Annotated in this window: 20 protein-coding genes; 19 read left to right on the plus strand and 1 reads right to left on the minus strand. The window is 51.2% G+C overall.

All coding sequences use genetic code 11. From position 1 onward, the window contains the following. Nucleotides 1-2: 2 nt before the first annotated feature. From ACQ4MZ_RS05575 to ACQ4MZ_RS05660, 18 genes are all read left to right on the plus strand, one after another. Nucleotides 3-1,481, plus strand: a complete 1,479-nt coding sequence (locus tag ACQ4MZ_RS05575) for a RagB/SusD family nutrient uptake outer membrane protein (RefSeq protein ID WP_430843591.1) — start codon at nt 3-5, stop codon at nt 1,479-1,481. 85 nt (nt 1,482-1,566) lie between these two features. Continuing rightward, a complete protein-coding gene (locus ACQ4MZ_RS05580) occupies nt 1,567-3,228 on the plus strand; it encodes an amidohydrolase (protein ID WP_430843592.1) in 1,662 nt (553 codons plus the stop codon). Nucleotides 3,229-3,321: 93 nt separating this feature from the next. Continuing rightward, the gene (locus tag ACQ4MZ_RS05585; protein WP_430843808.1) at nt 3,322-4,914 is read left to right on the plus strand and encodes an amidohydrolase; all 1,593 of its coding nucleotides are present in this window, start codon (nt 3,322-3,324) and stop codon (nt 4,912-4,914) included. Between the two features lie 99 nt (nt 4,915-5,013). After that, nucleotides 5,014-5,682 (plus strand): ABC transporter ATP-binding protein, encoded by a 669-nt coding sequence (locus ACQ4MZ_RS05590; protein WP_430843593.1) that lies wholly within the window; start codon nt 5,014-5,016, stop codon nt 5,680-5,682. Continuing rightward, nucleotides 5,648-6,811: an ABC transporter permease gene (locus ACQ4MZ_RS05595; protein WP_430843594.1), complete on the plus strand. Its 1,164-nt coding sequence runs from the start codon at nt 5,648-5,650 to the stop codon at nt 6,809-6,811. Before ACQ4MZ_RS05590 ends, ACQ4MZ_RS05595 begins: the two co-directional genes overlap by 35 nt. A gap of 1 nt (nt 6,812) precedes the next feature. Then, nucleotides 6,813-7,259, plus strand: coding sequence for a hypothetical protein (locus ACQ4MZ_RS05600; protein WP_430843595.1), 447 nt, complete (start codon nt 6,813-6,815; stop codon nt 7,257-7,259). A gap of 32 nt (nt 7,260-7,291) precedes the next feature. After that, nucleotides 7,292-9,829 carry a zinc-dependent metalloprotease gene (locus ACQ4MZ_RS05605; RefSeq protein WP_430843596.1) on the plus strand — a complete coding sequence of 846 codons (2,538 nt, stop codon included), beginning with the start codon at nt 7,292-7,294 and terminating at the stop codon, nt 9,827-9,829. 381 nt (nt 9,830-10,210) lie between these two features. Next, nucleotides 10,211-10,417 carry a hypothetical protein gene (locus tag ACQ4MZ_RS05610; protein WP_430843597.1) on the plus strand — a complete coding sequence of 69 codons (207 nt, stop codon included), beginning with the start codon at nt 10,211-10,213 and terminating at the stop codon, nt 10,415-10,417. Nucleotides 10,418-10,797: 380 nt separating this feature from the next. After that, nucleotides 10,798-12,111: a sensor histidine kinase gene (locus ACQ4MZ_RS05615; protein WP_430843598.1), complete on the plus strand. Its 1,314-nt coding sequence runs from the start codon at nt 10,798-10,800 to the stop codon at nt 12,109-12,111. A gap of 82 nt (nt 12,112-12,193) precedes the next feature. Continuing rightward, the gene (locus tag ACQ4MZ_RS05620) at nt 12,194-12,844 is read left to right on the plus strand and encodes a response regulator (protein ID WP_223404999.1); all 651 of its coding nucleotides are present in this window, start codon (nt 12,194-12,196) and stop codon (nt 12,842-12,844) included. Between the two features lie 463 nt (nt 12,845-13,307). Continuing rightward, complete coding sequence (locus tag ACQ4MZ_RS05625) at nt 13,308-16,274, plus strand: glycosyltransferase family 117 protein (protein ID WP_430843599.1); 2,967 nt, start codon at nt 13,308-13,310, stop codon at nt 16,272-16,274. A 176-nt stretch (nt 16,275-16,450) separates the two neighbouring features. Further along, a complete protein-coding gene (locus ACQ4MZ_RS05630) occupies nt 16,451-18,379 on the plus strand; it encodes a CotH kinase family protein (RefSeq protein WP_430843600.1) in 1,929 nt (642 codons plus the stop codon). A 204-nt stretch (nt 18,380-18,583) separates the two neighbouring features. Further along, nucleotides 18,584-19,843, plus strand: a complete 1,260-nt coding sequence (locus tag ACQ4MZ_RS05635) for an ankyrin repeat domain-containing protein (RefSeq protein ID WP_430843601.1) — start codon at nt 18,584-18,586, stop codon at nt 19,841-19,843. A gap of 286 nt (nt 19,844-20,129) precedes the next feature. Continuing rightward, the gene (locus tag ACQ4MZ_RS05640) at nt 20,130-21,998 is read left to right on the plus strand and encodes a T9SS type A sorting domain-containing protein (protein WP_430843602.1); all 1,869 of its coding nucleotides are present in this window, start codon (nt 20,130-20,132) and stop codon (nt 21,996-21,998) included. A gap of 65 nt (nt 21,999-22,063) precedes the next feature. Then, complete coding sequence (locus tag ACQ4MZ_RS05645; protein WP_430843603.1) at nt 22,064-22,594, plus strand: hypothetical protein; 531 nt, start codon at nt 22,064-22,066, stop codon at nt 22,592-22,594. Nucleotides 22,595-22,728: 134 nt separating this feature from the next. After that, on the plus strand, nt 22,729-23,328 hold the full coding sequence (locus ACQ4MZ_RS05650; protein ID WP_430843604.1) for a hypothetical protein: 600 nt from the start codon (nt 22,729-22,731) through the stop codon (nt 23,326-23,328). A gap of 200 nt (nt 23,329-23,528) precedes the next feature. Beyond that, nucleotides 23,529-24,059 (plus strand): hypothetical protein, encoded by a 531-nt coding sequence (locus ACQ4MZ_RS05655; protein ID WP_430843605.1) that lies wholly within the window; start codon nt 23,529-23,531, stop codon nt 24,057-24,059. Between the two features lie 391 nt (nt 24,060-24,450). After that, nucleotides 24,451-25,350: a hypothetical protein gene (locus tag ACQ4MZ_RS05660; RefSeq protein ID WP_430843606.1), complete on the plus strand. Its 900-nt coding sequence runs from the start codon at nt 24,451-24,453 to the stop codon at nt 25,348-25,350. On the opposite strand, the gene ACQ4MZ_RS05665 is transcribed toward ACQ4MZ_RS05660, so the two are convergent. Continuing rightward, the gene (locus ACQ4MZ_RS05665) at nt 25,325-25,735 is read right to left on the minus strand and encodes a winged helix-turn-helix transcriptional regulator (RefSeq protein WP_430843607.1); all 411 of its coding nucleotides are present in this window, start codon (nt 25,733-25,735) and stop codon (nt 25,325-25,327) included. The two genes, ACQ4MZ_RS05660 and ACQ4MZ_RS05665, sit on opposite strands and share 26 nt — an antisense overlap. Before the next feature lie 100 nt (nt 25,736-25,835). Here ACQ4MZ_RS05665 and ACQ4MZ_RS05670 point away from each other — a divergent pair, with 100 nt between their 5' ends. After that, nucleotides 25,836-26,207 carry a DoxX family protein gene (locus ACQ4MZ_RS05670; RefSeq protein ID WP_430843608.1) on the plus strand — a complete coding sequence of 124 codons (372 nt, stop codon included), beginning with the start codon at nt 25,836-25,838 and terminating at the stop codon, nt 26,205-26,207.

The raw sequence follows: 26,207 nt of genomic DNA on the forward strand, positions 1-26,207 counted from the left end.
TTATGAAAAAGATATTTAAAAACACTCCTATGATGCCTGTGAATAACCTGATGTTCCGGGTGGCCTGCATGGCATTGCCGCTGACACCGCTCATGACCTCGTGCGATGAAAAGGAACTGCTGAACCCGGTGCCCAACATTGCTTTGCAGGATGCTTACATTTTCGATACGCCGGCCCGTGTGCTGGGGCAGGTGAATGGCTTGTATGGTGCGATGAAAAACGGCAGCTTGTATGGCGGGCGCTATCTCATGCTGGCGGATATCCGTGGCGAGGAGTTTATCAACCGAACCCAGAACGTGTTTACCGGCTACGACGCGTGGAGCCACACCGTTACCTCCGGTTCGAACGACGCCTCTTCCGCTTGGGGCACTTCCTACACGGCCATTAACTCGGCCAACCTGCTGATCGATGGCTTGCCGCTGCACCCCGATGTGGTGGACGCTGCTACTGCCACCCAGTACCTCGCCGAGGCCAGGTTTGTGCGGGCATTCTGCTATTTTGGATTGATCACCCGCTATGCGCAGCCGTATGTGAAGGACAAAGGTGCCTCGCCGGGGATTCCTTTACGGCTGAAAGGCGAGAGTACCCCTGCCAATAACGATCTGGCCCGGAGCACGGTAGCCGAAGTGTATGCACAAATCCTGAAAGATCTGGAAGAGGCGGAAGCGGGGTTGCCTGCCAGCTACTCAACGGCCCTGTTGAATACCACCCGCGCCCATAAAAACACGGCCATTGCCTTGAAAACAAGGGTGTATCTGACCATGGGTGATTATGCCAAAACAATCACCGAAGCGAAGAAAATCGTGTCAGATGCAGCGCCATTCGTGGCTCCTTCGGGCGTGAAACACCAGCTGCAATCGAACATTACCACGGTGTTTTTTACGGATTACACGACTACGGAATCGATTTTCTCAATGCCTATGACGGCTCTGAACCTCGTGAGTGGCCAGAATTCGCTGGCCTACGAGTACAATCTCAATCTGGAATACAACCTGAATCCGACCGGCATCCTGGGCGAACCAACCTGGCCAAATACCGATGTCCGGAAAACCGCATTCACACGTGTTGCAGGCGGATTGACCTATTTGAAAAAATACAATCAGACCAACCCGACGATCGATTACGTGCCCTTGCTCCGCTATTCGGAAGTATTGCTGAATTACGCCGAGGCGCTTGCCAAAACCGGCGACCTCGCCAAGTCGGTGGAGTTGCTGAAAGCAGTCCGTACGCGCTCGGATGCTGCCTACGCATTTCCTGCTGCCGACATTGCCACGGCCGATGCGTTGGTGAAAACGATATGGCTCGAACGCCGTATCGAGTTTCTCGGAGAAGGCCTGCGTTCCAATGACCTGCTGCGCAACCTGCTTACGATCCCGGCCAAAGGCAGCGGCGGACTTTCGGCACCGTCCATTGCTCCTTCTCAGCCCGAGTACATTTTCCCGATCCCGAATGCGGAATTGTCAACGAATAAACTAATCTAGTGCTGTCCTTCGACTCTGCTCAGGACGACAATGCTTTAAGTCATGCTGAGCGCAGTCGAAGCACGGTACCTAAACCGAAGATCCCATGAAAACACTCAAGTACATACTCAATTCGGTAGCAGCTTTTACCTTGCTACCCGGCCTCGCGAGCGCTCAGGTAAAACTTACCGCCGCTAAAATCGACGCGCTCAAAACTGAACTCGCCAAAGACATCGACGGCCGGAAAAAGTTCACCCAGGAGATGGTGGACATGATTTTCAGCTTCGGCGAGCTGGGTTTTCAGGAGGTGGAAACTTCTAAATACCTGACGGATATTCTTCAAAAGAATGGATTTACAATCGAGCAGGGCATTTCGGGTATTCCGACTGCCTGGACGGCCAAATGGGGATCGGGGAAACCGGTGATCGCTGTCGGCAGCGATATCGATTGTATCCCCAAGGCGTCACAGAAACCCGGCGTGGCCTATCACGACCCGATCATTGAAGGAGCACCCGGCCATGGCGAGGGGCATAACTCCGGTCAGCCGCTGAACGTGACAGCTGTATTGGCATTGAAAAAGATCATGGAACGTGAGAAAATCCCCGGTACCATTATGCTCTGGCCGGGCGTGGCCGAGGAACAGTTGGCTACCAAGGCGTATTTTGTCCGTGACGGTTATTTCAAAGATGTCGATGCATGCATTTTCACGCACGTGAGCAGCAACTTGGGCACCTCATATGGCGATGGCGGCGGCAATGGCATGATCTCGGTCCGCTTCGATTTCGAAGGGCAGGCCTCACACGCAGGCGGCGCACCCTGGCGCGGGAAAAGCGCATTGGATGCCGTGGAACTCATGAATATCGGCTGGAACTACCACCGCGAGCACATGGAAACCACCCAGCGATCGCACTATGTGATCACCGACGGCGGCGACCAACCCAATGTGGTGCCTTCCAAGGCATCGGTATGGTACTATTTCCGCGAGCGGAGCTATCCGAAAATCACGCAGATGTACAAGGACGGTATCCGCATTGCCGAGGCGGCGGCGAAAATGACCGAAACCAAAATGACCTACGAAGTGCTCGGAAGCGCATGGCCGGGGCATATGAACCAGCCTATTGCCGAGGCGATGTATGAGAATATCAAAAGCGTAGGCTTGCCGCAATGGAGCGAAGAGGACCAGAAACTCGCCCGTGCATTACAAAAAGAAGTGGGAAGTCCTGCTGTCGGTTTCGGCGGCGAGCGGGCGAACGATGGTTTGAGTACTTCGCTCAGCCAGTTGAGAAAACCGATGGCAACAGCGTCGTCGGGCGGGGGAGGATCGGATGATATTGCCGATATTTCCTGGAATTTGCCGACAATTGTCCTCGGGTATCCGGCCAACATTCCGGGATTACCCGGTCACCACTGGGCCAATGCTATTGCCATGGCCACACCCATCGCGCACAAGGGGGTTACCGCAGGCGCTAAAGCCGAGGCTATGACATTGCTCGACCTTTTTGTAAAGCCTGAAATCCTGACCAATGCATGGAAGTATTTCAATGAGGTACAAACCAAGGACACCAAGTACACGGCCTTGATTTCCAAAACCGACAAGCCGGCTATTCATCTAAATAAGAAGATCATGGAGGAGTTCCGGCCGGAAATGAAGAAGTATTATTACGATCCTGCCAAATATCCGACCTACCTCGAACAGTTGGGTATTAAGTATCCTACTGTCCGCGCTGTGGCGCCAGGCGAGGAAAAGAGTTCAGGTTCAGGGAAATAGGTCAATATTTAAACGGTTTTAAAAATGCTTTTAAAAACAAATGGTTTGTTCCGGAGAATGCGGCATTGGGGAATAGGCTGTGCGGCAGGTACGATGCTGGCTTTGCCGTTGAAAACAACGGCGCAAGTGAAAATGAGCCCCGCCAAAATCGACGCGCTGAAAACAGAAATGGCCAAAGAGATCGACAGCCAGGCGAAGTTCACGCAGGAAATGGTGGACATGGTGTTCAGCTTCGGCGAGCTGGGCTTTCAGGAGATCGAGACTTCGAGATACCTGACGGATATTTTGAAGAAAAATGGCTTTACCATCGAGCAGGGCATCGCCGGTATCCCAACCGCCTGGACGGCCAAATGGGGCTCCGGAAAGCCGCTTATTGCTGTCGGTAGCGATATTGATTGTATTCCCAAAGCTTCCCAGAAGCCCGGTGTCGCTTACCACGACCCGATCATCGAAGGTGCGCCGGGCCACGGCGAGGGGCACAACTCGGGCCAGCCGCTGAATATTACCGCTGTGCTGGCATTGAAAAAAATCATGGAACGGGAGAAGATACCCGGTACGATTATGCTCTGGCCAGGTGTGGCCGAGGAGCAGCTGGGAACCAAGGCCTATTACGTCCGCGACGGTTTTTTCAAAGGCGTGGATGCCTGTATTTTCACTCACGTGGCGAATAACCTCTCGGTTTCGTACGGCGATGGGGGCAATAACGGAATGGTATCGGTGCAGTTCAACTTCGAAGGGCAGGCCTCCCACGCGGGCGCGGCGCCCTGGCGCGGAAAGAGCGCGCTCGATGCGGTGGAGCTGATGAATATCGGCTGGAATTTCCACCGCGAGCATATGGAAACTACCCAGCGATCGCATTACGTGATTAAGGATGGCGGCGACCAGCCGAATGTGGTGCCCTCCAAAGCGTCGGTATGGTATTATTTCCGCGAACGCACTTACCCGAAGATCACGCAGATGTTTAAGGATGGGATCCGGATTGCGGAGGGCGCGGCGCAAATGACCGAGACCAAAATGACCTACGAGGTACTGGGCAGCGCCTGGCCGGGGCATTTCAACCAGGCCATTGCCGAAACGATGTATGAGAACATCAAGCGCGTGGGCTTGCCGAAATGGTCGGAAGATGACCAGATACTCGCGAGGGCGGCCCAGAAGGAAATGCAAAACCCGGAAGGCGGCGCGCTCGAAACCAATGGGCTGGCGACCACATTGAGCCAGCTTTCCAAGCCATCGGCGACGCCTAACAGCGGCGGCGGCGGCTCAGACGACATCGCCGACATTTCCTGGAACCTGCCGACGGTGGTATTGCGCTATCCAGCCAATATCCCCGGCCTGCCGGGCCACCACTGGGCGAATGCGATTGCCATGGCGACGCCCATTGCACACAAGGGAGTTACCGCCGGTGCCAAAGTGGAGGCCATGACCTTGCTGGATCTGCTCGTGAAACCCGAAGTGCTGCGCTATGCCTGGGATTATTTCAATAATGTCCAGACCAAAGACGTCAAATACAAAGCCCTCATTTCCGACACCGACAAACCGGCGATCCACCTGAACGAAAAGATTATGTCCGAATTCCGTCCGGAAATGAAGAAGTACTATTATGATCCGGCGAAGTACCCGACGTATCTTGAACAACTGGGGATTAAATATCCCACCGTACGGGAGAGCGCGGGGGCTGGGAAGTAGGTTAGGTGTTGTCAGGTGTTGTGATTCCCTGGCCTCCTGAGAATTTCCCGGAGCAGACAGCGCGAGACAATAAATGACCACACCTGACTAAACTTACCCATGCTGCGAACATCCCTTTTGACGAAAACCTTTCCCAATGGCACTTCGCTACACTTCCCCGACTGGAAAGTCGGACGTGGTGAGCAATGGCTGCTACTCGGAGAATCGGGCAGCGGGAAAACAACGCTGTTGCATATGTTCGGCGGATTGTTACGACCTTCATCGGGGCGAGTAGTAGTGAATGGAGCTGATTTGTATACCCTTCCCGCACGTGCCCTCGACCGCTTCCGCGGGCAACATATCGGCATCGTTTTCCAGCAGCCGCATTTGATCCGCAGCATGACGGTGGAGGAGAATTTGCTTCTCGCCCAAAGTTTTGCGGGAATCGGAAGAGACGTTTTCAGGATCAGGGAGGTGCTCCATGCATTGGAAATGGAGCACAAGCGACATGCCTATCCGCAGGAGCTTAGCCAGGGGCAGGCGCAGCGCGCAGGCATTGCGAGGGCGCTCGTGAACCGGCCGGCATTGCTGTTGGCGGATGAACCCACGAGTAGCCTCGACAACCGGAACGCCGACGCCGTGGTCCGCCTGCTGTCGGATCTGGCCACATCGCAAGGCTCCACGCTCATTATTTCCACGCACGACGATCGGGTGAAAGAGTCTTTTTTCAAGGATTTTGTATTTGAACTCCGCCATGAACGCATTTCTGATCAGTTGGAAAAATCTTAAAGCCAACCGGCTGACGCTCGCGTTGAACCTGCTGCTGATTGCATTTGGTACGGGTATGCTGGCGATGCTCTTGCTGGGAATGAACCAGGTAGGAGAGCGGCTGCGTAATAATGCCCGGGGCGTGGATCTCGTAGCAGGGGCGAAGGGCAGTCCGTTACAGCTGATACTGAGCAGTATTTATTTTATTGATTTTCCCACCGGCAATATCAGCGAGGAAAACGCGCATTCGTTGGCCGCGCATCCGATGGTGAAAAAGGCAGTACCACTTGCATTGGGCGATAACTACGCGGGTTTTCGCATTGTCGGGACTGATACGGGCTATGTGAGCCTCTATGGACTGCAACTGGCAGCGGGGCGTTTCTGGGCGAAACCATTTGAAATTGTAATCGGAGCGAATGTAGCGCATGCACAGGGACTGAAAGCCGGCGACCGCATTTACGGTTCGCACGGGTTGACATCGGAGGAGGATCTGCACGACGATCATTCTTACGTGATTACCGGGGTATTGAAAAAGAGAGGAAATGTAGCGGACAATCTGGTGCTTACCAGTCTCGAAAGCATCTGGGAAATGCACGGTACGGACGGAACACGCGAAATCACGTCGATGCTTCTGCAATACCGGTCAAGGATGGCGATGGTGACATTACCGGCGACGATCAACCGTTCAACGGCCATGCAGGCAGCCTCTCCGGCCAAGGAAAGTGCGCGGCTGTTTGCATTGATTGGCGTGGGTGTGGATGCGGTACGCTGGTTCGCCGTGGCATTGATGCTGCTGGCGGGTGTGAGCGTTTTTGTGAGCCTATACAACTCCCTGCGCGAGCGCGTGTATGATCTGGCAGTCATGCGGGTCATGGGCGCGTCGCGAGAGGTGATTTTTACCATGATTATACTGGAAGGGACGCTGCTGACGACCCTTGGCTCGCTTGTAGGGATATTACTGGGCCACGGTGCATTGCATGCGATTGGCTATTGGCAAGGGTCGCCGCAGGCGCGGATGGATGGCCTCACGTTCTTGCCGGAAGAAGGCTGGCTGTTTGCTATGGGCCTGCTCATTGGGTTGGTGGCTGCATTGTTGCCGGCCATCCAAGCCTACCGGACCGATATTTCTGAAACCATGTCGAAAATTTAAAATGATGTTTACCCAAAAATGGCTTTTGCTGATTTTACTGCTGGCGGGCTATGCCGGTATGGCCCAGCCGCCGACGCATATTCCGCTGATGAACGATACCTGGAAGCTTATCGCGCAACGTACCTACAAGAAGAACGCCGATTTTAAGATGGTCCCTGCGTTTCCGGCCCGACTGGAAGCGTTGCAGAACAAGGCTGTCGAACTGCCCGGCTACATGATCCCGATCAATGCCGACCTGAACCATAAGGAGTTTATGCTCGCGGTGGTACCGATGGACCAATGCCCCTATTGCGGCCAGGGGGATATTCCTTCAATGGTGGAGGTCAAAATGGTGAAAGAACTCGGCTATACCGACAAGCCGGTGAAGATCAGGGGTAAGCTGATGCTGAACAAAACGGGCGATTACCGGTCGGAAGTGTTCCTGCTTCAAGCGGAGCAGGTGAAATAGTATTTAAATCATTCATCCATAACCCGATTCCTATGAAGTTGAGATTCTATGCATTGGCTGTTTTACTGGCAGCCGGTACCCTCAGTTTTGCGCAAAATCAGGGCGGAACAGGTCAGCGAACGGCTGCCACCATTGCTTCCGCCACGCAGGGCATGAAGAAGTACGAGGGCTTTTTCAATTTTTATTATGATGAAAAAACAGGGAAGGTGCTGCTCGAAGTGGATAAGCTCGACAAGGAGTTCCTCTATTTCGCATCGCTTTCGGAAGGAGTTGGAAATGGTGGCCCCGAACGCGGACAGGCGTCATCGGCGTTGGCGAAATTCATCAAAGTGGGCCCGAAGGTCCTGCTCGTGGAACCCGTAACCAACTACCGGGCCATTACGCAGAACGCCGATGAGCAAAAAGCGGTGGATAATGCATTTGCCAAATCGGTGATCTGGGGCTTTGCGCCGGTAGCGATGGAAGGCGAGAAAGTACTTGTGGACCTTACGCCGTTCATTATCCGCGACAGCCAGAACATCGCGGCACGCCTGGGCGTACGTCGCGTGAGCGGGCCCGTGAGCGTTCCGCAGCCGAGCAGCGGCGGAGGCGGTACCTACCGGCTCGACGAATCCCGCTCGGTGGTATATCTCGAAAACACGAAGAACTTTCCCAAGAACACCGAATTCGAAGCGATGGTGACGTTCACAGGAGGTTCACCCAACGTGAACCGGTTTGGCGGCGGTGGTAGCAGTCTAGCACCGGATCCTGGCGCGGTGACGATCAACATGCACCAGTCGTTTGTGGAGTTGCCCGACGGCAACTACAAGCCCCGGCGTTTCGATCCGCGCTCTGCATTCGGGATGTTCAGCTACATGGACTTCTCTGCGCCTATGACCGAGCCGATCGTAAAGCGGTTCATCCGCAGGCACCGTTTGGAGAAGAAAAACCCTGGTAATGCACCCAGCGAGGCAGTCGAGCCGATCGTGTATTACATTGATCGCGGTGCGCCGGAGCCGGTGAAAACCGCGTTAATAGAGGGCGGGGCTTACTGGAACGAGGCATTCGAAGCGGCCGGTTTCAAAAATGCGTTTCAAGTGAAGGAATTGCCGGCGGGCGCCGATCCGATGGATATCCGGTATAATGTGGTGAACTGGATCAACCGCACCGGTGCGCCGCGCGGGTTTTCGTCCGGCGCCTCGTATATCGACCCCCGGACGGGTGAAATCATCAAAGGTGTGGTGACGCTCGGGTCGGATCGCCATCGTCAGGACTATCTCATCGCCGAAGGCCTTTTGCAACCCTACGAAGATGGGAAGAAAACGACCAATGCCATGCAGGAGCTTGCCCTGGCGCGCGTAAGGCAGCTTTCGGCCCACGAAATAGGGCATACGCTCGGTTTTAACCATAATTTTGCCGCTAGTCCGAAAGACCGGGGCTCGGTGATGGACTACCCATTCCCGAGATTTTCCCTCAAAGCGGACGGCACTGTCGATATCTCGGACTCTTACGCAAAAGGTATCGGTGCCTGGGATAAGCGCGCTGTGATGTGGGGGTACACCGAGTTCGCCAAAGGTGCTGATGAAGAGGCAGGACTCGAAAAAATCATGCAGGAAACACTGAGACAAGGCTTTTTGTACATCCCGGATATCGGCGGCAATGCCCACCCGACCTCGCACCAGTGGGACGACGGCGCCAACCCGATCGACCAGATGGCGAACATCATGAAGGTCCGCAGAAAGGTTCTGGATAACTTCTCTGAAAAGGCGATTCAGAAAGGGGAGCCAATGGCGACCATCGAAGAAGTGCTTGTGCCAATCTATCTCCTGCACCGTTATCAGATCGAAGCCGTGGCAAAGTCGGTAGGCGGGTTGTATTTTACCCACGCCGTAAAAAACGACGGCCAGGTGACAACGAGGATGGTAGAGCCCGGGGAGCAATGGCGCGCATTGGAGTCGCTGCTGGGCACGATTACGCCGGAAGCCCTGGCACTGCCGGAGGCGCTGATCAGCAAAATCCCACCGCGCCCGAGCGGCTATCCGGCCAGCCTTGAGACGTTCACCGGCCACACGGGCCCGACATTCGATCCCATTGCAGCTGCCGAAACCGCCGCCGGTACCACGATTTCGTACCTGCTCAATCCCGAGCGTGCCGCACGCCTGATCGAGTACAATGCACGCGACGCGAAGCAACCCGGACTCATGCCGGTGATCGACAGGCTATTTGAAAAAACCTGGAAATCGTCCCCGCTGGATGGCTACAAGGGCGAATTGCAAACACTGGTCAATAATCTTTCACTGAAATACCTGCTCATGCTCGCCGCGGATTCAAAAGCCCCCGAAAATGTGCGTGGCGAGGCATTGCTGAAAGTGGGGGAACTGAGCGACTGGCTGAAAGGACAACTCGCTGGCGCCGCCCCCAAGCGGAAGGCCAATATGCTGTTCGCATTGGCACAGATCGACGAGTTTGGCAAGAACCCGATCAAGTTCGAACCAGGCTCCGTGCTGGACATGCCTCCGGGCGCGCCGATTATGGGACATATGGATTTCATGGGTTGCTCGCAGACGCATTCCGGGGATCTTCTGGAGTGAAAAATTGGTAGTCGGGCAATGCTGGTTGTATTGCCCGACTGACCACCTTTTTGAATCTTCACCGACCCTTCCGGACCACTTTCTGACGGCCAAATTGGCGTGCCTTAACTCAGCTACAAGCCGGTATCGTAAATGCTATAAGCTTTTGGTAGCGGGCCTTGGGTAGGGCTTTGTAGTAAAAATTTAGTGGCCACTGAAGGGATTTGATAGTCCCCTTTCGTCCCCCCACCGAGGGCTTGTTACACCCTAGAATTCAGCGTTCTCACCCCAAAACCCCAAACAGAATAGAGGGAAAGGATTATGTTTGCACAGTGATACGAAAATCGCGCACTTGATTGAGTATCAGAATAGTTCTTTATTTGTAAAACACAAAATCCTCTTATGAAGACGCAAAGTAAATATTTGGAAGAGATCAACAGGCTTCTGGCTGATTATCTTCTCGAAATCGAAAATTCAGATTTGAAACCTCTGTCAGCCCAGGTCTATCAGGTACAATCTAAAAATTTTGTAAGATGGATTAACGGGGAGTTTACACCGGGTGAAGTGAAGAAATCCAAAAAGCAAACGCAGGACAAACCGGGTAAGTAAAGCCAGGTACACGCACTCACAAATCGTTATTTACCACGTTCCTCTTTTCGTCATCATTCAGGCCATTGGCCAGCCAGAATACCCCATTAAAACATTGATAAACAAAACACCTTCTCGGCAGGACCGGAAGGTGTAAGTTATACTCAACGTTTATTAACGTACTTCATACGTTCGAGTCCCAAGGGCCTGCATACAGTTCCGCAGCCAGTCATTTGCAGGATTTTACAAATGTAGCATCAGCCTTAAATAGCCATTGTAGATTGCTATTGTTTTACTTGTGGCAATTTCTCTACATTATCTGTTGCGTATTTTAGGTAGATTTGGATCTTATCGCATCGTCCGACCCCGAAGACGAACGGCGGTTTAGAAAACGTGAATACATGATCCGATCGATTCTGGAATGGCCTGTCCGAAAACAGTTAGAAGCTGAAACGAGTATCCTTAACCGGGCGCGCATCAAAGTACTTTCTTACGCACTTAATCTGAAAATTGTTACCACCACGCTGCTGCTGATTTTCTACCAGTTAGAGCATTACCGTTTGCAGGCGATACGGGCCGCCGTTTTGCTGGGTATTGTGGTGATCTATTATATCGCAGTGGCGAACGGCTTTCAATGGCGCAAAGCCGCACACGCTGCGATGCTGATCTTCATGGTCATTATATGGACTAACTTGTATTACTTTCAGAAAGGGTTCGACCTGGTGACGCTGCAATACCTTGTCGTGGTCACTGTGGCTGCCTTCTATGGTCTCGGCAACCGCTGGGGCGTTATTTATTCGACAATGGCCGTGATACCGTTCATTGCGTATGTGTTATTGGGGCATCATTTTGGGGAATATATCTCCTGGGGGCCACAGGGCTCGGGAAGGATCACGATTGTGATACAGCTGTTGCAGAATTTTACACTGATCGTACTAATCAACTACTTCTTTTTCAGTTCATTCTACGATACGATCAGCGACCTTGACGCCAAGACGGTCGAGCTGCGGTCAAGCCTCGAATACCTCGAAGATTCCCGCATGAAGCTTGAAAGGGAATATTCCCATCAGAAGCATCTTATTGCGAGTATATCCCACGATATCAAAAGCCCGCTGCGCTTTCTGATGACAACCACCGGTCGCCTGGCCCGCAATCACCCCGATTTGGCGACCGTGCGGGCGATCAGCCAGTCGAGCTACCGATTGTATCATTTCATGAAAAACCTGCTGGAATACACGGAGTTCCGTTATAAAAATACCAACGTGCATTTTACGTATCTCGATATGAATGAAATGGTTGAACAGAAGTTCGCCATTTTTATGCAGGATGCGGAGGTGAATGCCAACCGGTTTGTGAACGGGGTTACGCCGGGTGTGATCATCAAAAACAACGCGCAGTTGGTGAGCATTATCCTGCACAACCTGATCGACAATGCGAACAAAGCAACCAATGGCGGCACGATCAGCGTTACTTATCAGGATTTCCGGGAAGAATTGCACCTGATTGTGAATGATACCGGGCCGGGTATGGAAAGCACAGTGCGCGACTGGATCAACAGCGAAGCCAAGCAGCTTCCTGCTAACGAAAACGCATCCCAGAACTTCGGAATGGGGCTACTGATCGTCAAAGAAATCAGTACCCTCATTCGCGCCCGTCTGGAGGTGAAGCCTAACCGGCCCATCGGGACTTCTGTTCACATTATTTTTTCGAAATAATTTAAGTGTAGTCGATTTTCTACATAAAATTTCATTTATATTAAACTACTTTTAAAACTGATTTGAAGTAAAGGTATTATTAATGAAAACAGTTTTGCTGGTAGAAGACCATTCCATTGTGCGAATGGGCGTTAAAATGCTGATTGAAGATTTTTTACCCTCGGTAACGGTTATCGAGGCGGCTACTTTTAGTGAAACACTCAAACTTCTGCAATCAAGATTCTTTGATCTTGTGATCCTGGATATCAAAATTCCGGGCGGCGAAGCATTTAATATGATCGGGAAAATCCGCGACATTCAAAGCAAGGTGAAAATCCTGATATTTTCGTCGCAGGATGAAGAATTGTACGCCATTCACTACGTAAAGGCTGGTGCGAACGGTTATCTGCCCAAAGATACCTCCAACGAAGAACTGGAAAAAGCAATTACTTCGGTGCTCGCAGGCGGAACTTATATCAGTAATGTAATCCAGGACCAGCTCGTCAATAACACGCTCCTTGAACGCGAAAGCAAAGAAAGCCCGCTCGAAATCCTCTCGAATCGCGAGCTGGAAATCATGGACATGCTGCTCACGGGCAAGTGGACGAAAGACATTGCGATCGACCTTAATATCAAGGAGAGCACGGTTTCGACCTATAAAGCGAGGATCTTCGAAAAACTCGAAGTGACGAACATTCTGGAGTTGTTCAAGAAGGTTGAAATCTATAAGCGACGTAAGACGGGGTTCAACTGATAAATTGGTTAATTGAAGTTGTACTATAAAAGTGTAGAAGTGCTACTAAATGCTGTCGATATATTAGTAAACTACAATTAAAGTCGGGCTACTTACTATTTCATTTTGAATATTTACTTTTACTGATGAAACTGCAACGGGTATGTTGCAGGGCTTAGACCTCTATCATAAAAAGTTGTTATTTTAGAATGGAAAGATCGGTAAACCTTTCAAAATCAGCTGAATTGCCGTTTCTGTGTGGTGTTGTCATTACCATTACCGCGGGTTCGCTACTCTGGAGCTCTCTTATTTATTGCATTTCCCTGCTTTTCTGATGGAAACCGGCTGGTGAACCGTATGTGGTGTTAAATAAAGTTAAGGCTTCATTATCAGCTGGTTTTATTAACTTTTTTTAAGAGCGGCGGTGTAGTGCCAGCGTATCGTGTTGAATAGTTTTGGTCCTTCATCCAAAACACCTTCAAACATGATATCCTTCAAGAAATGGAACGATCTGGCGGGGTGGGCCGTGTTGGCCGTAAGCCTGATCACCTACGTCCTGACGATGGAGCGGACCGCCAGTTTCTGGGACTGCGGGGAGTTCATCGCGTGCGCATTCAAATTGCAGGTGCCACATCCGCCGGGCGCACCACTTTTCCTGCTTATCGGACGGTTATTTGCTTTGCTGGCCCTCGGCGATGTTATGAAAGTGGCCTATTGGGTTAATATGGTCTCCGTGCTGAGCAGCGCATTTACCATCTTTTTCCTCTTCAAAACCATTAGTTTGATTGCATGGAAACTGGTAGGAAAGAATCCAGAGAACGGCAGCAAAGCGGACGTATTACTCGTGACAGGCGCGGCAGTTGTGGGTTCGCTTGCGTATGCGTGGTCGGATTCGTTCTGGTTCTCGGCGGTGGAAGCCGAGGTTTATGGCTTGTCGTCGTTTTTTACCGCCATTGTGGTCTGGGCGGTGTTTAAATGGGAGTCGATCGGGGACCCCGCCGCAGGAAATCGCTGGTTGATCCTGACCGCCTATCTGGTAGGCCTTTCTATCGGTGTTCATTTGCTGAACCTTGTGACCATACCGGCATTGGCATTGGTATATTATTTCAAAAAGTACCCGAAACCCGGCTTTCCGGGTGCGTCAATTGCTGTTCTGTCTGGTCTTTTAATTCTGGGTATTATCAATGCCGGCATCATTCCGGGGCTACCCGGGCTGGCTGGGAAATTCGAGATCTTCTTTGTCAACTCGCTGGGGCTGCCTTACAACACGGGCATTGCATTTTTTACAACGCTCTTTCTGGGCGGGCTCGTTTGGGGGATACGGTATTCGCACCGTACCCAGCGTGCGTTACTGAACACCGGCCTGCTTTCGCTTGCGTTTATCCTCATAGGTTATGCTTCCTATTCGCTGGTACTGGTGCGATCGGGCTACAATACGCCTATTAATGAGAACAATCCCAGCGATCTCCTCCGGTTTGTGTATTATCTCAAAAGGGAACAGTACGAAAGCCGACCGTTACTATACGGACCTTCATTCGTTTCCAGGCCGGTCAGCCAAAAGCGTGGGGCGCCTGTTTATGCAAAAAAGGACGGTAAATATGTCTTGATCGACTATAAGCCCGAGTACGAATACGAGCCGGGCAGCAAAATGCTGTTGCCGAGGATGTATAGCTCCAACCCGGGACATCCGCAGCTGTATCAACAAATGACGGGTGTGGCTGAGGGACAGAAACCCACGATGCTGCACAACCTCTCATACCTGTTTTCGCACCAGCTCGGGCATATGTACTGGCGTTACTTCCTCTGGAATTTCGTCGGGCGCGAAAGCGATCGGGAGGGGGCAGGTATTTTAATGCCCTGGCAAACCAGCCAATCGTTTCCAAAAAGCATCAGGCAGAACCGCGGGCATAACAACTTTCTTATGCTGCCGTTTTTGCTGGGCATTACGGGTATCGTATATATGTACTATTACCGGCGGAAGGACCTGCTGGTTCTGGGCTTTTTGTTCATTCTTACGGGGGTCGCACTGGTGATTTACCTCAATTCACCGCCCAGCGAGCCTCGCGAGCGTGACTACATTTACGTGGGTTCGTTCTATGTTTTCTGCATGTGGATTGGCTTCGGCGTGATGGCAGCGGCGAAGTTGCTCGAAAAGGTCGTTCAGAAGCCGGTATTGCGTGCCGGAATCGCGGGGCTGGCCTGCTTTTTGGTACCGGCGATCATGGTGACGCGAGGCTGGGACAACCACGACCGGGCCGACCGGTACCATTCGGTGGATTTTGCCCGTAACCTGCTCAATTCCTGCGCACCGAATGCGATCTTGTTCACCGGTGGGGATAACGACACTTTCCCGTTGTGGTACGTGCAGGAAGTGGAGGGATTCCGGACCGACGTGCGCGTATGTGTGCAGACGTTCCTGGGTGCGGACTGGTACATCGAACAATTGAAGCGGAAGATCAACCAGTCCGATGCACTGCCGCTGTCGCTGGATTCGGGGAATTACCAGTTGGGCAAAAATGAATACCTGCCTTTTTACGAGATTCCATCTGTGAAAGAAGGCATTAACCTGAAAGAATACCTCGATCTGATCCGCCAGGATAACAAGGCGATCCAGGTACCGCTTACCAGCGGCGATATGACCTCGATCCTGCCATCGGCGACGCTGTTCCTGCCAGTGGATACGGAGGAAGTCATGAAGATGAATATCATCAAAAGCGACCTGACGCCTTATCTTAGTGATTCCATGAGCTGGAAAATCGGGGAAACCGACCTGCTGAAAGGTGATCTGGTAATGCTCGACATAATTTCGACCAATAACTGGAAACGGCCGGTGTATTTCTCGTCCACGATGGGGGCGTCCCACAATCTGGGTTTGCAGGAATACCTTCAACTAGAAGGTTATGCTTACCGCCTGCTGCCGGTGCGGGTTCCCGGCGCGACAGACGGTTACGTTAATTCCGACATCATGTACGACAACATGATGAACAAAATGCAATGGCGGGAAACGAACAACCCCCAGGTGTATTACGACGATACCTACCGCGGGGCGCCGGTGATTACGGCGAGGCTTTCGTTCCTGCGGTTAGCGCAGCAGCTTATCGCGGAAAACAGGATCGACAAGGCGCGCAAAGTCGTGGACAAGGGCATGGCCGTCATGCCCGACGATACCATTCCGTACGATCAGATTTCAGCGGGTTTCGTCGGGGCGCTATTCGATGTGGGTGAGAACGAAAAGGCACTGGATTCCGCGCGCGCGATGGCGATTCGTTCGGACGAAAACCTTTCGTGGATCAAGGAGAAGGATAACCGCGGCCGCGATGTGAATACCGATCTTTTTATCCTGCAAACAATCGTCCGCGAATGCAGGAGGGCAAAGCAGGACAAGGAGGCCGACCGCCTCGAGGCGATTTTCAAGAAGCACCTGATCGCGTTTAATATTTACGGAGGATGAATTTCTTTGGGCAAGGCCTGGTGTTCGAAGTGACCGCTTAGTAGAAACTTTACTGCCTCAATGTGAAGCGGTTATTAACTTTTTATATTTATATATTAATAAATTATAAAGTTAATCAACGTTCGTTTATGGCCTCAATTCTACACTCCCTCCGGATTTGCTGCACCGGTTGTTTAATGCTGATACTTTACGGTGTCACCAGCCTTGCCCAAACCTCTATCACGTCTAACTTGCCCATTGTGGTGATCAATACGAATGGTGCGGTTATCGAGAACGACAATAAGATTACTGCGTCATTCAAGATCACCGCACCGAACGGCAGCGGAATTCATTCGTACGACATTAACTCCGGCTCGAATGTGTTCCAGTTTGAAAGTAATATCGGCATTGAGATCCGCGGGAACACGTCTATTTTTTGGGATAAGAAATCTTACAGCGTCGAAATCAGGGACATCGGCGGCAACAGCGTAGACGCTTCGCTGCTGGGCATGCCGGCGGAGTCGGACTGGGTGTTGAATGCCTGCTATGGCGACAAGTCGTTCATCCGGGACGTGTTTGCACATGAAATGTACACGCGTACGGGCCGATATTCGCCAAGGACGCGTTATGTGGAGGTGTTCAAGAACGAAATCGGCGGTATGTCTTACCACGGAGTGTATATCCTGATGGAGAAGATCAAACGGAATTCCAACCGTATCAGCATTAAAAAGCTTTCGGAAACAGACACCGATCCTGCGAAAATCAATGGCGGTTACCTCTTGCAGGTTGCAGAGGATGAGGATATGAAATGGACGTCCGGTTTCGCGGGCAATAACGCGCCTGCGCAGCCGCATCCTATTTTCCATGTCGAATATCCCAAGCTGCACAATTATACCAATATTGCCAACCGGGATTTGCAGTTCAATTACATCAAAAACCATATTGACAATTTCGAGCAGATCCTGGCAGGCCCGAATTACAAGGATGCCGTATCCGGTTACCGTCCGCTACTCGATGAAGATGCGGCCATCGACTACCTGCTGTTGCAGGAAATTACGAAGAATTCCGACAACTGGCGGGCGAGTACGTTCCTGTACAAACAACGGGACGACGAGGGCGGTCAGATCGTCATGGGGGCTCCCTGGGATTTTGACAAGTCGATGGGGAACCAACAGTGGTGCTACGAGCTTTCGGTGCTTCCGACCGGCTCATGGGCGTGGGAGTTCAATATCTATTGCCCGGACCGTCCGCCGATGACTATTTTCTGGCCGGCGCGGCTGCTTACCGATTGTTATTTCAAGGGTAAGTTGATGGGGCGTTATCAGTACCTTCGGCAGACACAGTGGAGTGATGCGTCGATCTCAGCCTTCATCGACCAGAAACAGGCAGAATTGACGGCGCAGAATGCCATGCAACGCAATTTTTCGAAGTGGAATATCCTCGAAACGGCGGTGATGTTCAACGAGCATTACACATTGCCCGGCAACACCTACGCCAAGGAGGTCCAATACCTGAAAACCTGGCTGCTCGACCATTTGGCCTGGATGGACGCCAACATTACCTCCATTTCAACGGAAGATTGTGCGGTACTTCCCGTGACGTTCAAAGAACTGGAATTGAAAGAGGTGGAGCAATCCGCAGTCCGCGTGGGCTGGGCCACTTCTGAGGAGGTACGGAACGATTATTTTGAAATCGAACGGAGCGCCGACGCACGTCATTTCAGAGCGCTGGGCAAGGTGAAAGGAAAAGGCGATACATCTGTCGAACAGCACTACGACTTCCTGGATACTGCTCCGCTTCCGGGGATTTCCTATTACCGGATCCGCCAGGTAGACACCGACGGTACGGTCAGTTTTTCGTCCATGAAGTCCATCACGAGAGCGGGGAACGAGGCTGCCATTGTATTTCCTAACCCGGCACGTGAGCGCGTCGTACTTAAAAACATTCAGCCCGGCGCGATTATCCTGATCCGGGACAATAGCGGACGAACTATAAAGCGCAGCACCGCAACCGGGAAGCAGGTGGAAGTGGCGACGAATGCGTTGCCGCTCGGCAATTATGTGCTCACCGTCACTGGTCCTGACGGGAAAGTTGAGATACAAAAACACCTCACTGTGGACCGGTAAGCCGCACCCAAATGGTCGTCGGTGATTCGGGAATCAGGCAGTGACAAAGACAATACGAAAAGGTACTGGTTAATTTAAGAGACCGGTGCCTTTTCTGATTTCGGATACCTGGAAGAAATGCGGATACGGTCAATAACCTGATTTTGTATTTCATTCAAAAACATACTAATTGTCTTATGTTTCAGCCGCTACCAAACCGAACCTATGAACACGACCGATATCATCCCTCTCACTACCGATCCGGCCCCGGACTATTACGAAAAACAAGCTGCCGCACTGGCAGACGCCTGCCGGTCTGTCCATAAGGATTCGGTTAAATACGTTCGGAAATACCACCCTGAACCCGGGCGCCTTACGCAGCTGAACCGCCCGGATACCAATTTCAGTCTGGACGATGCCCGCGTCGTGATAGCCAGGGAGCACGGTTTTGTGGATTGGCCGGCATTTCTGCAGCACATGGCCGATCTGAAAGAGCCCGGATCGCAGGTTGCGAAATTCGAACAGGCGGTGGACGCTGTTGTGCAGGGCGATTTGCCGACGTTGAGATCCCTTTTGGAGGAAAATCCCGGCATCGTGCATGAGCGCTCGTCGCGCGGGCATAGGGCAACATTACTGCATTATATTGCCGCCAACGGGACCGAGAATTTCAGGCAGGTAACCCCGCAGAATGGGCTCGAAGTTGCTGAAACGCTACTTGCAGCAGGCGCCGCGCCCGACGCTCTGGCGGATACTTATGATACCAAATGGGGTACGACACTGGAATTGCTGGTGTCGAGCGTGCATCCATCGCGGGCCGGTCTGCAAACGGCGCTGGCGGAAAAACTGCTTGACTATGGTGCGGCGATCAACGGTGTCCGCGACGACTGCGGGCCGCTGGTCACGGCCATCTATTTTCATTATCCCCAATCGGCAGAGGTACTGGTAGAGAGAGGCGCCAGGGTCGATAACGTGGTGACTGCGGCCGCGATGGGGAAAACGGCCCAACTCGCAGGTTATCTCGGAGACGACGGTAAACTGAAAGCCGACGCGCCGCTGGCGCGCATAGAGTGGCTCAAAATTGCCCCGACGCCCGAGGCCAATCTGGCACTTGCATTTGTATGGGCTGCTATGCTCAACCGGGTGGAAACAGTCCGTTTCCTGCTCGAAAAGGGCATAAGCCCTGCTTCAAAAGACCACCGCGACTGGACTGCATTACATTGGGCCGGCTATTTCGGTTATCCCGAAGTGGTAGACCTGCTGCTCTCGCGTAAAGCCCCGCTCGAGGCTCGCAATGAATTCGGCGGCACTGTGCTTGATCAGACGCTTTGGGCCACTGCGCACGAGGGTGTGCGAGAACACCATCTCGAAGTAGTCCGAAGGCTTGTTGACGCCGGAGCCAAAATACACACCTGGTGGTTGTTGGCCGATTTACACCCGCCGTTACAGGAAAGCGTGGTGAAGATTTTGCAGGAGAAAGTGTTATAAAACGCGGAAAACCGTTGGTTGGTAATTCATCCCGGTTACTTGATCATCGGTAGCCTCTTCCCAATTGATTTGAAAAAAATATCCATTTAATTCGAAACACCATGGCCGGCGTACAGCCGGTCGCCCCTAGCCGGTCGCCCCTAGCCGGTCGCCCCTAGCCGGTCGCCCCTAGCCGGGCACCCCTGGCCGGGCACCCCTGGCCGGGCACCTACCTACTCCGTTCCTTCCGTGGCTTGCCGCGGGTCCATTTCGATCAGTTTTTTCAGGAACTTAAACAGGTATGCCTATGGACTTTTTTCGGATTAATGGTAGTGTATTGCGTTCCCGCTTTTTTGCGGTTTGCCTGGCCTGCCTGGCCATTGCGGGCACTTCATTCACACGCGCCCACGCGCAAGGAGCACGCGAAGATCTTCTTTTGCCGGATACGCCGGATTACGCGAGTCTTTCTGAAAACGGTAAGCATTTATTTGACGGCCTGACCAACAACGGCCAGTACCACGGCGAAACGGTCATTGTGCGGATGCGGCCCATTGCCGAAGTATTGACCAACAATCGCTTGCAAATCACGATTCCGGGCCGTGCCGAAGCGTATGACGTACACATCAAAACCATCGAGTACTCGGATGATCGTAATTACAAACTCTATGGAACGGTAGGGGAAAGTCTGCTGTCGGTGCTGCTCACCTCCCGCAATGGCATGAAGGGCGGAATCATCCAGGGACCGGAGCGATCATACGAAATCTGCGACCTGGGCGAAGATGGCCAGCTTTTGCTGGGGCACGGGAACGATGCCGGGAAAGAGCGTTTCTGCGCCTCGGGGATTGGTTCGGCGATGCAAAAAATCCAGCCCAAGCCGGACACTGACAAAACCGGAAGAAAGCCGGGGGACAATGCGAAGATTGAGCCGTGTACTAGTAGTATTAGAGTGCTGTTCTTGTACGGAAATAATGTAAACCCGGCTTCTGCGACTAACCATGCATATAATACCCTGGACATTTTCAATCAGACGGTAACGAATAGCGGGGTGGCAAATACTGCCTATGTACAAATGGCGGGGGTAGTGCAGACGACTTTTACAAAAAAGAGCCATTATATCAAAGAAGATGCACTTGCTTTGAGTAATACAGCGTCTGTTCAAAATCTATGCAATCAGAATAAGGCAGACCTTGTACTGTTGTTTTCCTGGGACGGTCATGATGCCGCGGGCGGAGTTCCGGACCCACCAATTTATAAGCATCCTAATAGCAGCCGGAGTTTCGCAATTGTAGATTTAAACTACCCCATTGTTCCGGTTGTTGGTGCGCATGAGCTAAGTCATTTGTTCGGATGTAACCATGAGAATGAAAACTTCGGAATACCATACGCACAAGGATATATATTCCTGGGTTTCAATACACTTGTAGCGAATGGAAATGCGCCGGGCAGTAAAATCTTCTATTATTCTAATCCGAACAAAACCTTTGCCGGATCGCCGATGGGTGACGCCACGCACAACAATGCCAAAGTGATGACCGATAAATCGCCGATCGTGAAGGCGTTTCGCCCTGAACCTAATGTTTTGAGCGGCGTGATTTCCGGACCGACCAGCGGATATGCATATCAGGTTTACACTTATGAGGCCATCGCCAAATGTGGGAGCCCGCCTTATACTTACCAGTGGAAGGAGTCTTCGGACGGAATAAACTATTCAGGTAACGGCACCGGGGAGTTTTACAATGTTGGACTGTACCATAACGGCAATCATCTGTTTTACCTGAAATTGAAGATCACGTCCGGGGACGGGCAGATGATCGAGTATTGGATGCAGATATGGGTGGATGACGACCCTAATGGTGGATATCGAAAGGGACAGAAGGATGGCGATTCACTTCAAATTGAAGGCGGGGAAGCCGTTTTGCAGCCCAATCCGACTTCCGGTCGTGTGGAACTCGTTTTCAGTGCTGAAAAGGCTATGGAGGTCGGAATTGGCCTGATAGACCTTAATGGACGGGTGCACATTCAAAGGCAGGTTTTTAAATGCTCCGCCGGTCGAAACGTGATTGCGTTTGATTTGGCAGGAAAGGGGCTGGCGCCGGGAACGTACATCCTAATCGCACGCGGTGGGAATCAGGTTATACGGAAAAAAATCATCTACCAGCCCGCATTAAAACCATGAAACGATACAGCCACATATTCATATTATTATTCTCGGGCCTGATGTCCTGCAATAAGCAGCCGCCCATGGATCCAAGAATGACAAACCAGCTTATCACTGGCGATATAAATGGCGTGCCTTTTAAGTCGGCCATCACGGTAGAAATGGGGGCCGTTGTAAAAAAGGATTGGTGCGACAAAATAGTGGTCGCAATGAGCCTGGTTAGAAAGATCAGCGAGAAGGAATATCAGATGGTAATACTGAATTATTTCCATGCTAAACAGGGGGAATTTGCACCTACCGACAGTGTTGTTTTACATCGGCAAAATTCAATGTGCTTTCAGGATTCAATCAATATCAGTTCATATTTTAAGTCCTTTCCAGGAAACGATATGAAAATGGACAGTTATCGCTTATTAGAAGGTCCGTGGAACCACTTTAAGATTTTGTACTACGACCCTGAGAAGAACGAGATCCAGGGGCAATTCGCGGCAAAATTTGTGCGGATTAATAAACACCAGCTGGCGAAAGAAGCGGGGGATACGATCACTTATACCAATGGCAAGTTCATCGTCTCGAACGTCTATGTACAGGAAGTTTTCACCGAGCCGCGGTAACCTATTTGTTTGAAAGTCAGCAGTCGCCTGTTTTGTTTGGGGCGACTGTTAATTCCATTTTTCAAAACATTGTAAATCCAATTCGGCAGCAAGGTCATAAATCGACAGCTGCGCGTAAGTAACCCTATTAAACTATGAAACGATACAGCTATATAGTTATACTATTGCTTTCTGGCCTGCTGTCCTGTGAAAAACAACCACCTGTGAATCCACATATGGTAAATCAGGTGCTTATGGGTGAGGTAAATGGCGTACCGTTCAAATCCGGGATGACGGTTTGGAATGGAGCTATAGTGAGCAAGACTCTTTGCAAGAGTGATGTAATAGGTATGGGTTTGGTCAGAAAAATTGAGGAAGATGAATATCAGATTGTATATCTGAATTTTTTTCACGCCGAGCCGGGTGATTATACGCTGACTGATAGTGCGGTTAGCCACCGTAAAAATACCTTATGCACCTTGGATTCGATTAGTGCTCACTCGCGTTTTACTACCTTCCCCGGAAATGATGACTCCATGGATAGTTACCGGCTCCTCGAAGGTCCGTGGAACTACTTCAAAATTTTGTACTATGACCCTGAAAGGAACGAGATCCAGGGGCAATTTGCGGCAAAATTTGTGCGGATCAACAAACACCAGCGCGCGAAAGAAGCGATGGACACGATCGCCTACACCAATGGCAAGTTCATCGTCTCGAACATGTACGTGCAGGAAGTTTTCACGGAACCCCGGTAGCATCCAGTCGCCACAATAATCGCCGCGCGGGCGCTTCTGCGCGGCGGTTACTTATGTTCTCGAAATATCATAAATCAAATCCGACCGCAAAGCCTTAAACGGCAAGCCGGATAGAAACAGCCGCTGAAATCATGAAACAACACAGCTATATACTTATACTATTGCTTTTCGGCTTGTTGTCTTGCGATAAGCAGCCATCTATGGATCCAAGAAAGACAAACCAGCTTATCACTGGCGAAGTAAACGGCGTACCTTTTAAGTCGGCAATCACGGTAGAAATGGGCGCGTTTGTGAAAAAAGATTGGTGCGATAAAATCGTGGTAGCGATGAGCCTGGTCCGGAAAATCAGTGAAGACGAATATCAGACAATCATTTTGAATTATTTCCATGCCAAGCCGGGCAACTATGTGCCAACCGATTCTCTTGTCATCCATCAGAGAAATGCTGTATGCTCGTTGGATTCAATTAATATCAGTTCATACTTTAAGTTGTTTCCACAAGACGATATAACGACGGACAATTACCGGCTCCTCGAAGGTCCGTGGAATTACTTCAGAATTTTGTACTACGACCCGAAGAAGAACGAGATTCAGGGACAATTTGCCGCAAAATTTGTGCGGATCAACAAACACCAGCGCGCGAAAGAAGCGGTGGACACGATCGCCTACACCAATGGCAAGTTCATCGTCTCGAACATGTACGTGCAGGAAGTTTTCACGGAACCCCGGTAGCATCCAGTCGCCACAATAATCGCCGCGCGGGCGCTTCTGCGCGGCGGTTACTTATGCGCTCACAACATCATAATTCAAATCGTACTTGCTTAACGGCTATGCCTTTAAAAAATCGGCACCTGCCTTTGGTTTTACGGCATAGGGAAAATAATACTGGCATTACATTTAATTAATAATCAATTACTTAGTTTGCGATTGGAGGCTTTTGATAGGCTGTGTGGTAGGATATAAAGATAAATTTGAACTATCCTGCTAAAATGAGAACGACGTGCCCGGACCAGTGGGAGCCTTCATCCATAAATGATATATTGCCAGCACTTGTCTCAACGATTTTAATTTCCTACACATGCTAACATGCTCATTATCATCAATAAGGTCGGTGCTTATATACATGATCATCGCCGGTTTGGCCAGCACTTCTTTCGCTCAGGGGCCGAACGTTCTGAGTACTTATGAACTGGTTCAGGACGGTGTCAATAACAGTTATAAGCTACCCGTCCCCAAAGGGCCCACTTCGATCCCTCAGACCATGTCTTTCTTTTACAATAAAAACGGAAGCACCGACGAGGGGATTTATTTTCAGAAACTGAAATCGGAATTGTCGGTGACATTCAGTTTTGACGATCAGCCCTACATCAATGTGCCTCAGCATGTAACAGGCATGACCTTTGGCGCGGCCTCCGGCGCAAGCAGCACGCACGTACGCTCGGTGCCGGTGATCAATACCAACTATTATTATGCCGATACGGCCCGGAAGATCTTCACGGCGCATCCACAAGGACCGGTGGGAAAGGGGATCAATCTGTTTATGAATGCGGGATTGCAGGTATTTCTCTCAGCTAAGCCGCTGCTCGCTGCCAATGCACCTAAAACCGATACCAGCCGCTACTATTACGGAAAGCTGCGGTTACAGTTTAGCAAGCCGGTGACTGATCCCGTGATTTCGTTCATTGGCCTAGGGGCAACCACTAATTTCAGTGATAAACGCCTCGGTTTCGCCACGGAGCTTGAATTGCAAACGCCATCACTGACATTGACGAAGCTTTCCGGCAATGAGGAAATGCAGATCGACATGACGAAAACGAAAATATTGCACTCCAAAACACCGATAACCGGCAATTGTGACAATGGCGCTGCTTGTGGAAGTGTGCTCATTAAAGGTTCGCAGATCAGCACGCTGGTGTTCAACGTCTACCTGCGGCCTGATGGCGGCCCGGGCGCGTGGGGGACCGAAAAGGTAAGCAATTCGGGCGATATGTGGCACATCACAGTATCTCTGCCAGAACAGTAGCGTCTTTTTCTTCCGTTTTTCCCGAATGCATGATGCGCTGGCGGTGCATTTCCCCCCAATTGATCAGCGACTCGATTACCGGGGATAATGTATCGCTGTAAGGTGTCAGCTCGTACTCGATCGAAACCGGGAAGTCGGTATACACTTTTCGGGTGACGAATCCATTGATTTCCAGTTCTTTTAGTTCGTTGGAGAGGACCCTTGCCGATATGCCGCTAATAGCACGCTGAATTTCATTGAACCGTTTATGCCCTTCGGAAAGGGCGATGATGATCCGTAACCTCCATTTGCCCCCGATAACATACAATGCATCTCCTGCCGCATTGAGTTTGTTGTAGCATTGTGCCGGACTGGGTCTTTCGCCGTTGTGATGAGTGAATGCCATGTTGATTTCTTGCTAACTAAAAGGTTATTACTAACCTTTTGTATATTACTATCATTTGTATAGTAAAGGTAGCTAGTTTTGGCAAAAAATCAAAAGAGACATGAAAGCAAAGAAAATCGCTACCATCACCCTGACAGTCCTGGCATCGGCAATGCCGGTGTTGAGCGGAATAATGAAGCTAAGCCAAAGCCCCGAGATAGTTGAAACGCTCTCGAAAGTTGGGGTAGGGAAGTATCTCGTTCCCCTTGGCCTGATGGAAATCGGATTCACGGCACTTTTCATTTACCCGAAAACCATGAAAATCGGTTTCATCCTCCTGACCTGTTATTTCGCCGGCGCTCTCGCTACCGAACTTTCACACGGCACCGCATTCAATGCAGCCCTCCCGCTGGCTCTGATCTGGATCGCCGCCTTCCTGCGCGACCCGTCGATTTTTCTTCCTGGGAAGACGGGCGTTCAGGCAAACGCGTGA

Origin of the sequence: Dyadobacter sp. BHUBP1 (assembly GCF_050587785.1) — a bacterium.
In the GTDB taxonomy this organism is placed as follows: Bacteria; Bacteroidota; Bacteroidia; order Cytophagales; family Spirosomataceae; genus Dyadobacter.

Bases quoted from the DNA above. Each gene is read 5' to 3' on its own strand.
- ACQ4MZ_RS05575 (WP_430843591.1), top strand. From the start codon at position 3: ATGAAAAAGATATTTAAAAACACTCCTATGATGCCTGTGAATAACCTG.
- ACQ4MZ_RS05580 (WP_430843592.1), top strand. From the start codon at position 1,567: ATGAAAACACTCAAGTACATACTCAATTCGGTAGCAGCTTTTACCTTG.
- ACQ4MZ_RS05585 (WP_430843808.1), top strand. From the start codon at position 3,322: ATGCTGGCTTTGCCGTTGAAAACAACGGCGCAAGTGAAAATGAGCCCC.
- ACQ4MZ_RS05590 (WP_430843593.1), top strand. From the start codon at position 5,014: ATGCTGCGAACATCCCTTTTGACGAAAACCTTTCCCAATGGCACTTCG.
- ACQ4MZ_RS05595 (WP_430843594.1), top strand. From the start codon at position 5,648: ATGAACGCATTTCTGATCAGTTGGAAAAATCTTAAAGCCAACCGGCTG.
- ACQ4MZ_RS05600 (WP_430843595.1), top strand. From the start codon at position 6,813: ATGATGTTTACCCAAAAATGGCTTTTGCTGATTTTACTGCTGGCGGGC.
- ACQ4MZ_RS05605 (WP_430843596.1), top strand. From the start codon at position 7,292: ATGAAGTTGAGATTCTATGCATTGGCTGTTTTACTGGCAGCCGGTACC.
- ACQ4MZ_RS05610 (WP_430843597.1), top strand. From the start codon at position 10,211: ATGAAGACGCAAAGTAAATATTTGGAAGAGATCAACAGGCTTCTGGCT.
- ACQ4MZ_RS05615 (WP_430843598.1), top strand. From the start codon at position 10,798: ATGATCCGATCGATTCTGGAATGGCCTGTCCGAAAACAGTTAGAAGCT.
- ACQ4MZ_RS05620 (WP_223404999.1), top strand. From the start codon at position 12,194: ATGAAAACAGTTTTGCTGGTAGAAGACCATTCCATTGTGCGAATGGGC.
- ACQ4MZ_RS05625 (WP_430843599.1), top strand. From the start codon at position 13,308: ATGATATCCTTCAAGAAATGGAACGATCTGGCGGGGTGGGCCGTGTTG.
- ACQ4MZ_RS05630 (WP_430843600.1), top strand. From the start codon at position 16,451: ATGCTGATACTTTACGGTGTCACCAGCCTTGCCCAAACCTCTATCACG.
- ACQ4MZ_RS05635 (WP_430843601.1), top strand. From the start codon at position 18,584: ATGAACACGACCGATATCATCCCTCTCACTACCGATCCGGCCCCGGAC.
- ACQ4MZ_RS05640 (WP_430843602.1), top strand. From the start codon at position 20,130: ATGGACTTTTTTCGGATTAATGGTAGTGTATTGCGTTCCCGCTTTTTT.
- ACQ4MZ_RS05645 (WP_430843603.1), top strand. From the start codon at position 22,064: ATGGATCCAAGAATGACAAACCAGCTTATCACTGGCGATATAAATGGC.
- ACQ4MZ_RS05650 (WP_430843604.1), top strand. From the start codon at position 22,729: ATGAAACGATACAGCTATATAGTTATACTATTGCTTTCTGGCCTGCTG.
- ACQ4MZ_RS05655 (WP_430843605.1), top strand. From the start codon at position 23,529: ATGGATCCAAGAAAGACAAACCAGCTTATCACTGGCGAAGTAAACGGC.
- ACQ4MZ_RS05660 (WP_430843606.1), top strand. From the start codon at position 24,451: ATGATCATCGCCGGTTTGGCCAGCACTTCTTTCGCTCAGGGGCCGAAC.
- ACQ4MZ_RS05665 (WP_430843607.1), bottom strand. From the start codon at position 25,735: ATGGCATTCACTCATCACAACGGCGAAAGACCCAGTCCGGCACAATGC.
- ACQ4MZ_RS05670 (WP_430843608.1), top strand. From the start codon at position 25,836: ATGAAAGCAAAGAAAATCGCTACCATCACCCTGACAGTCCTGGCATCG.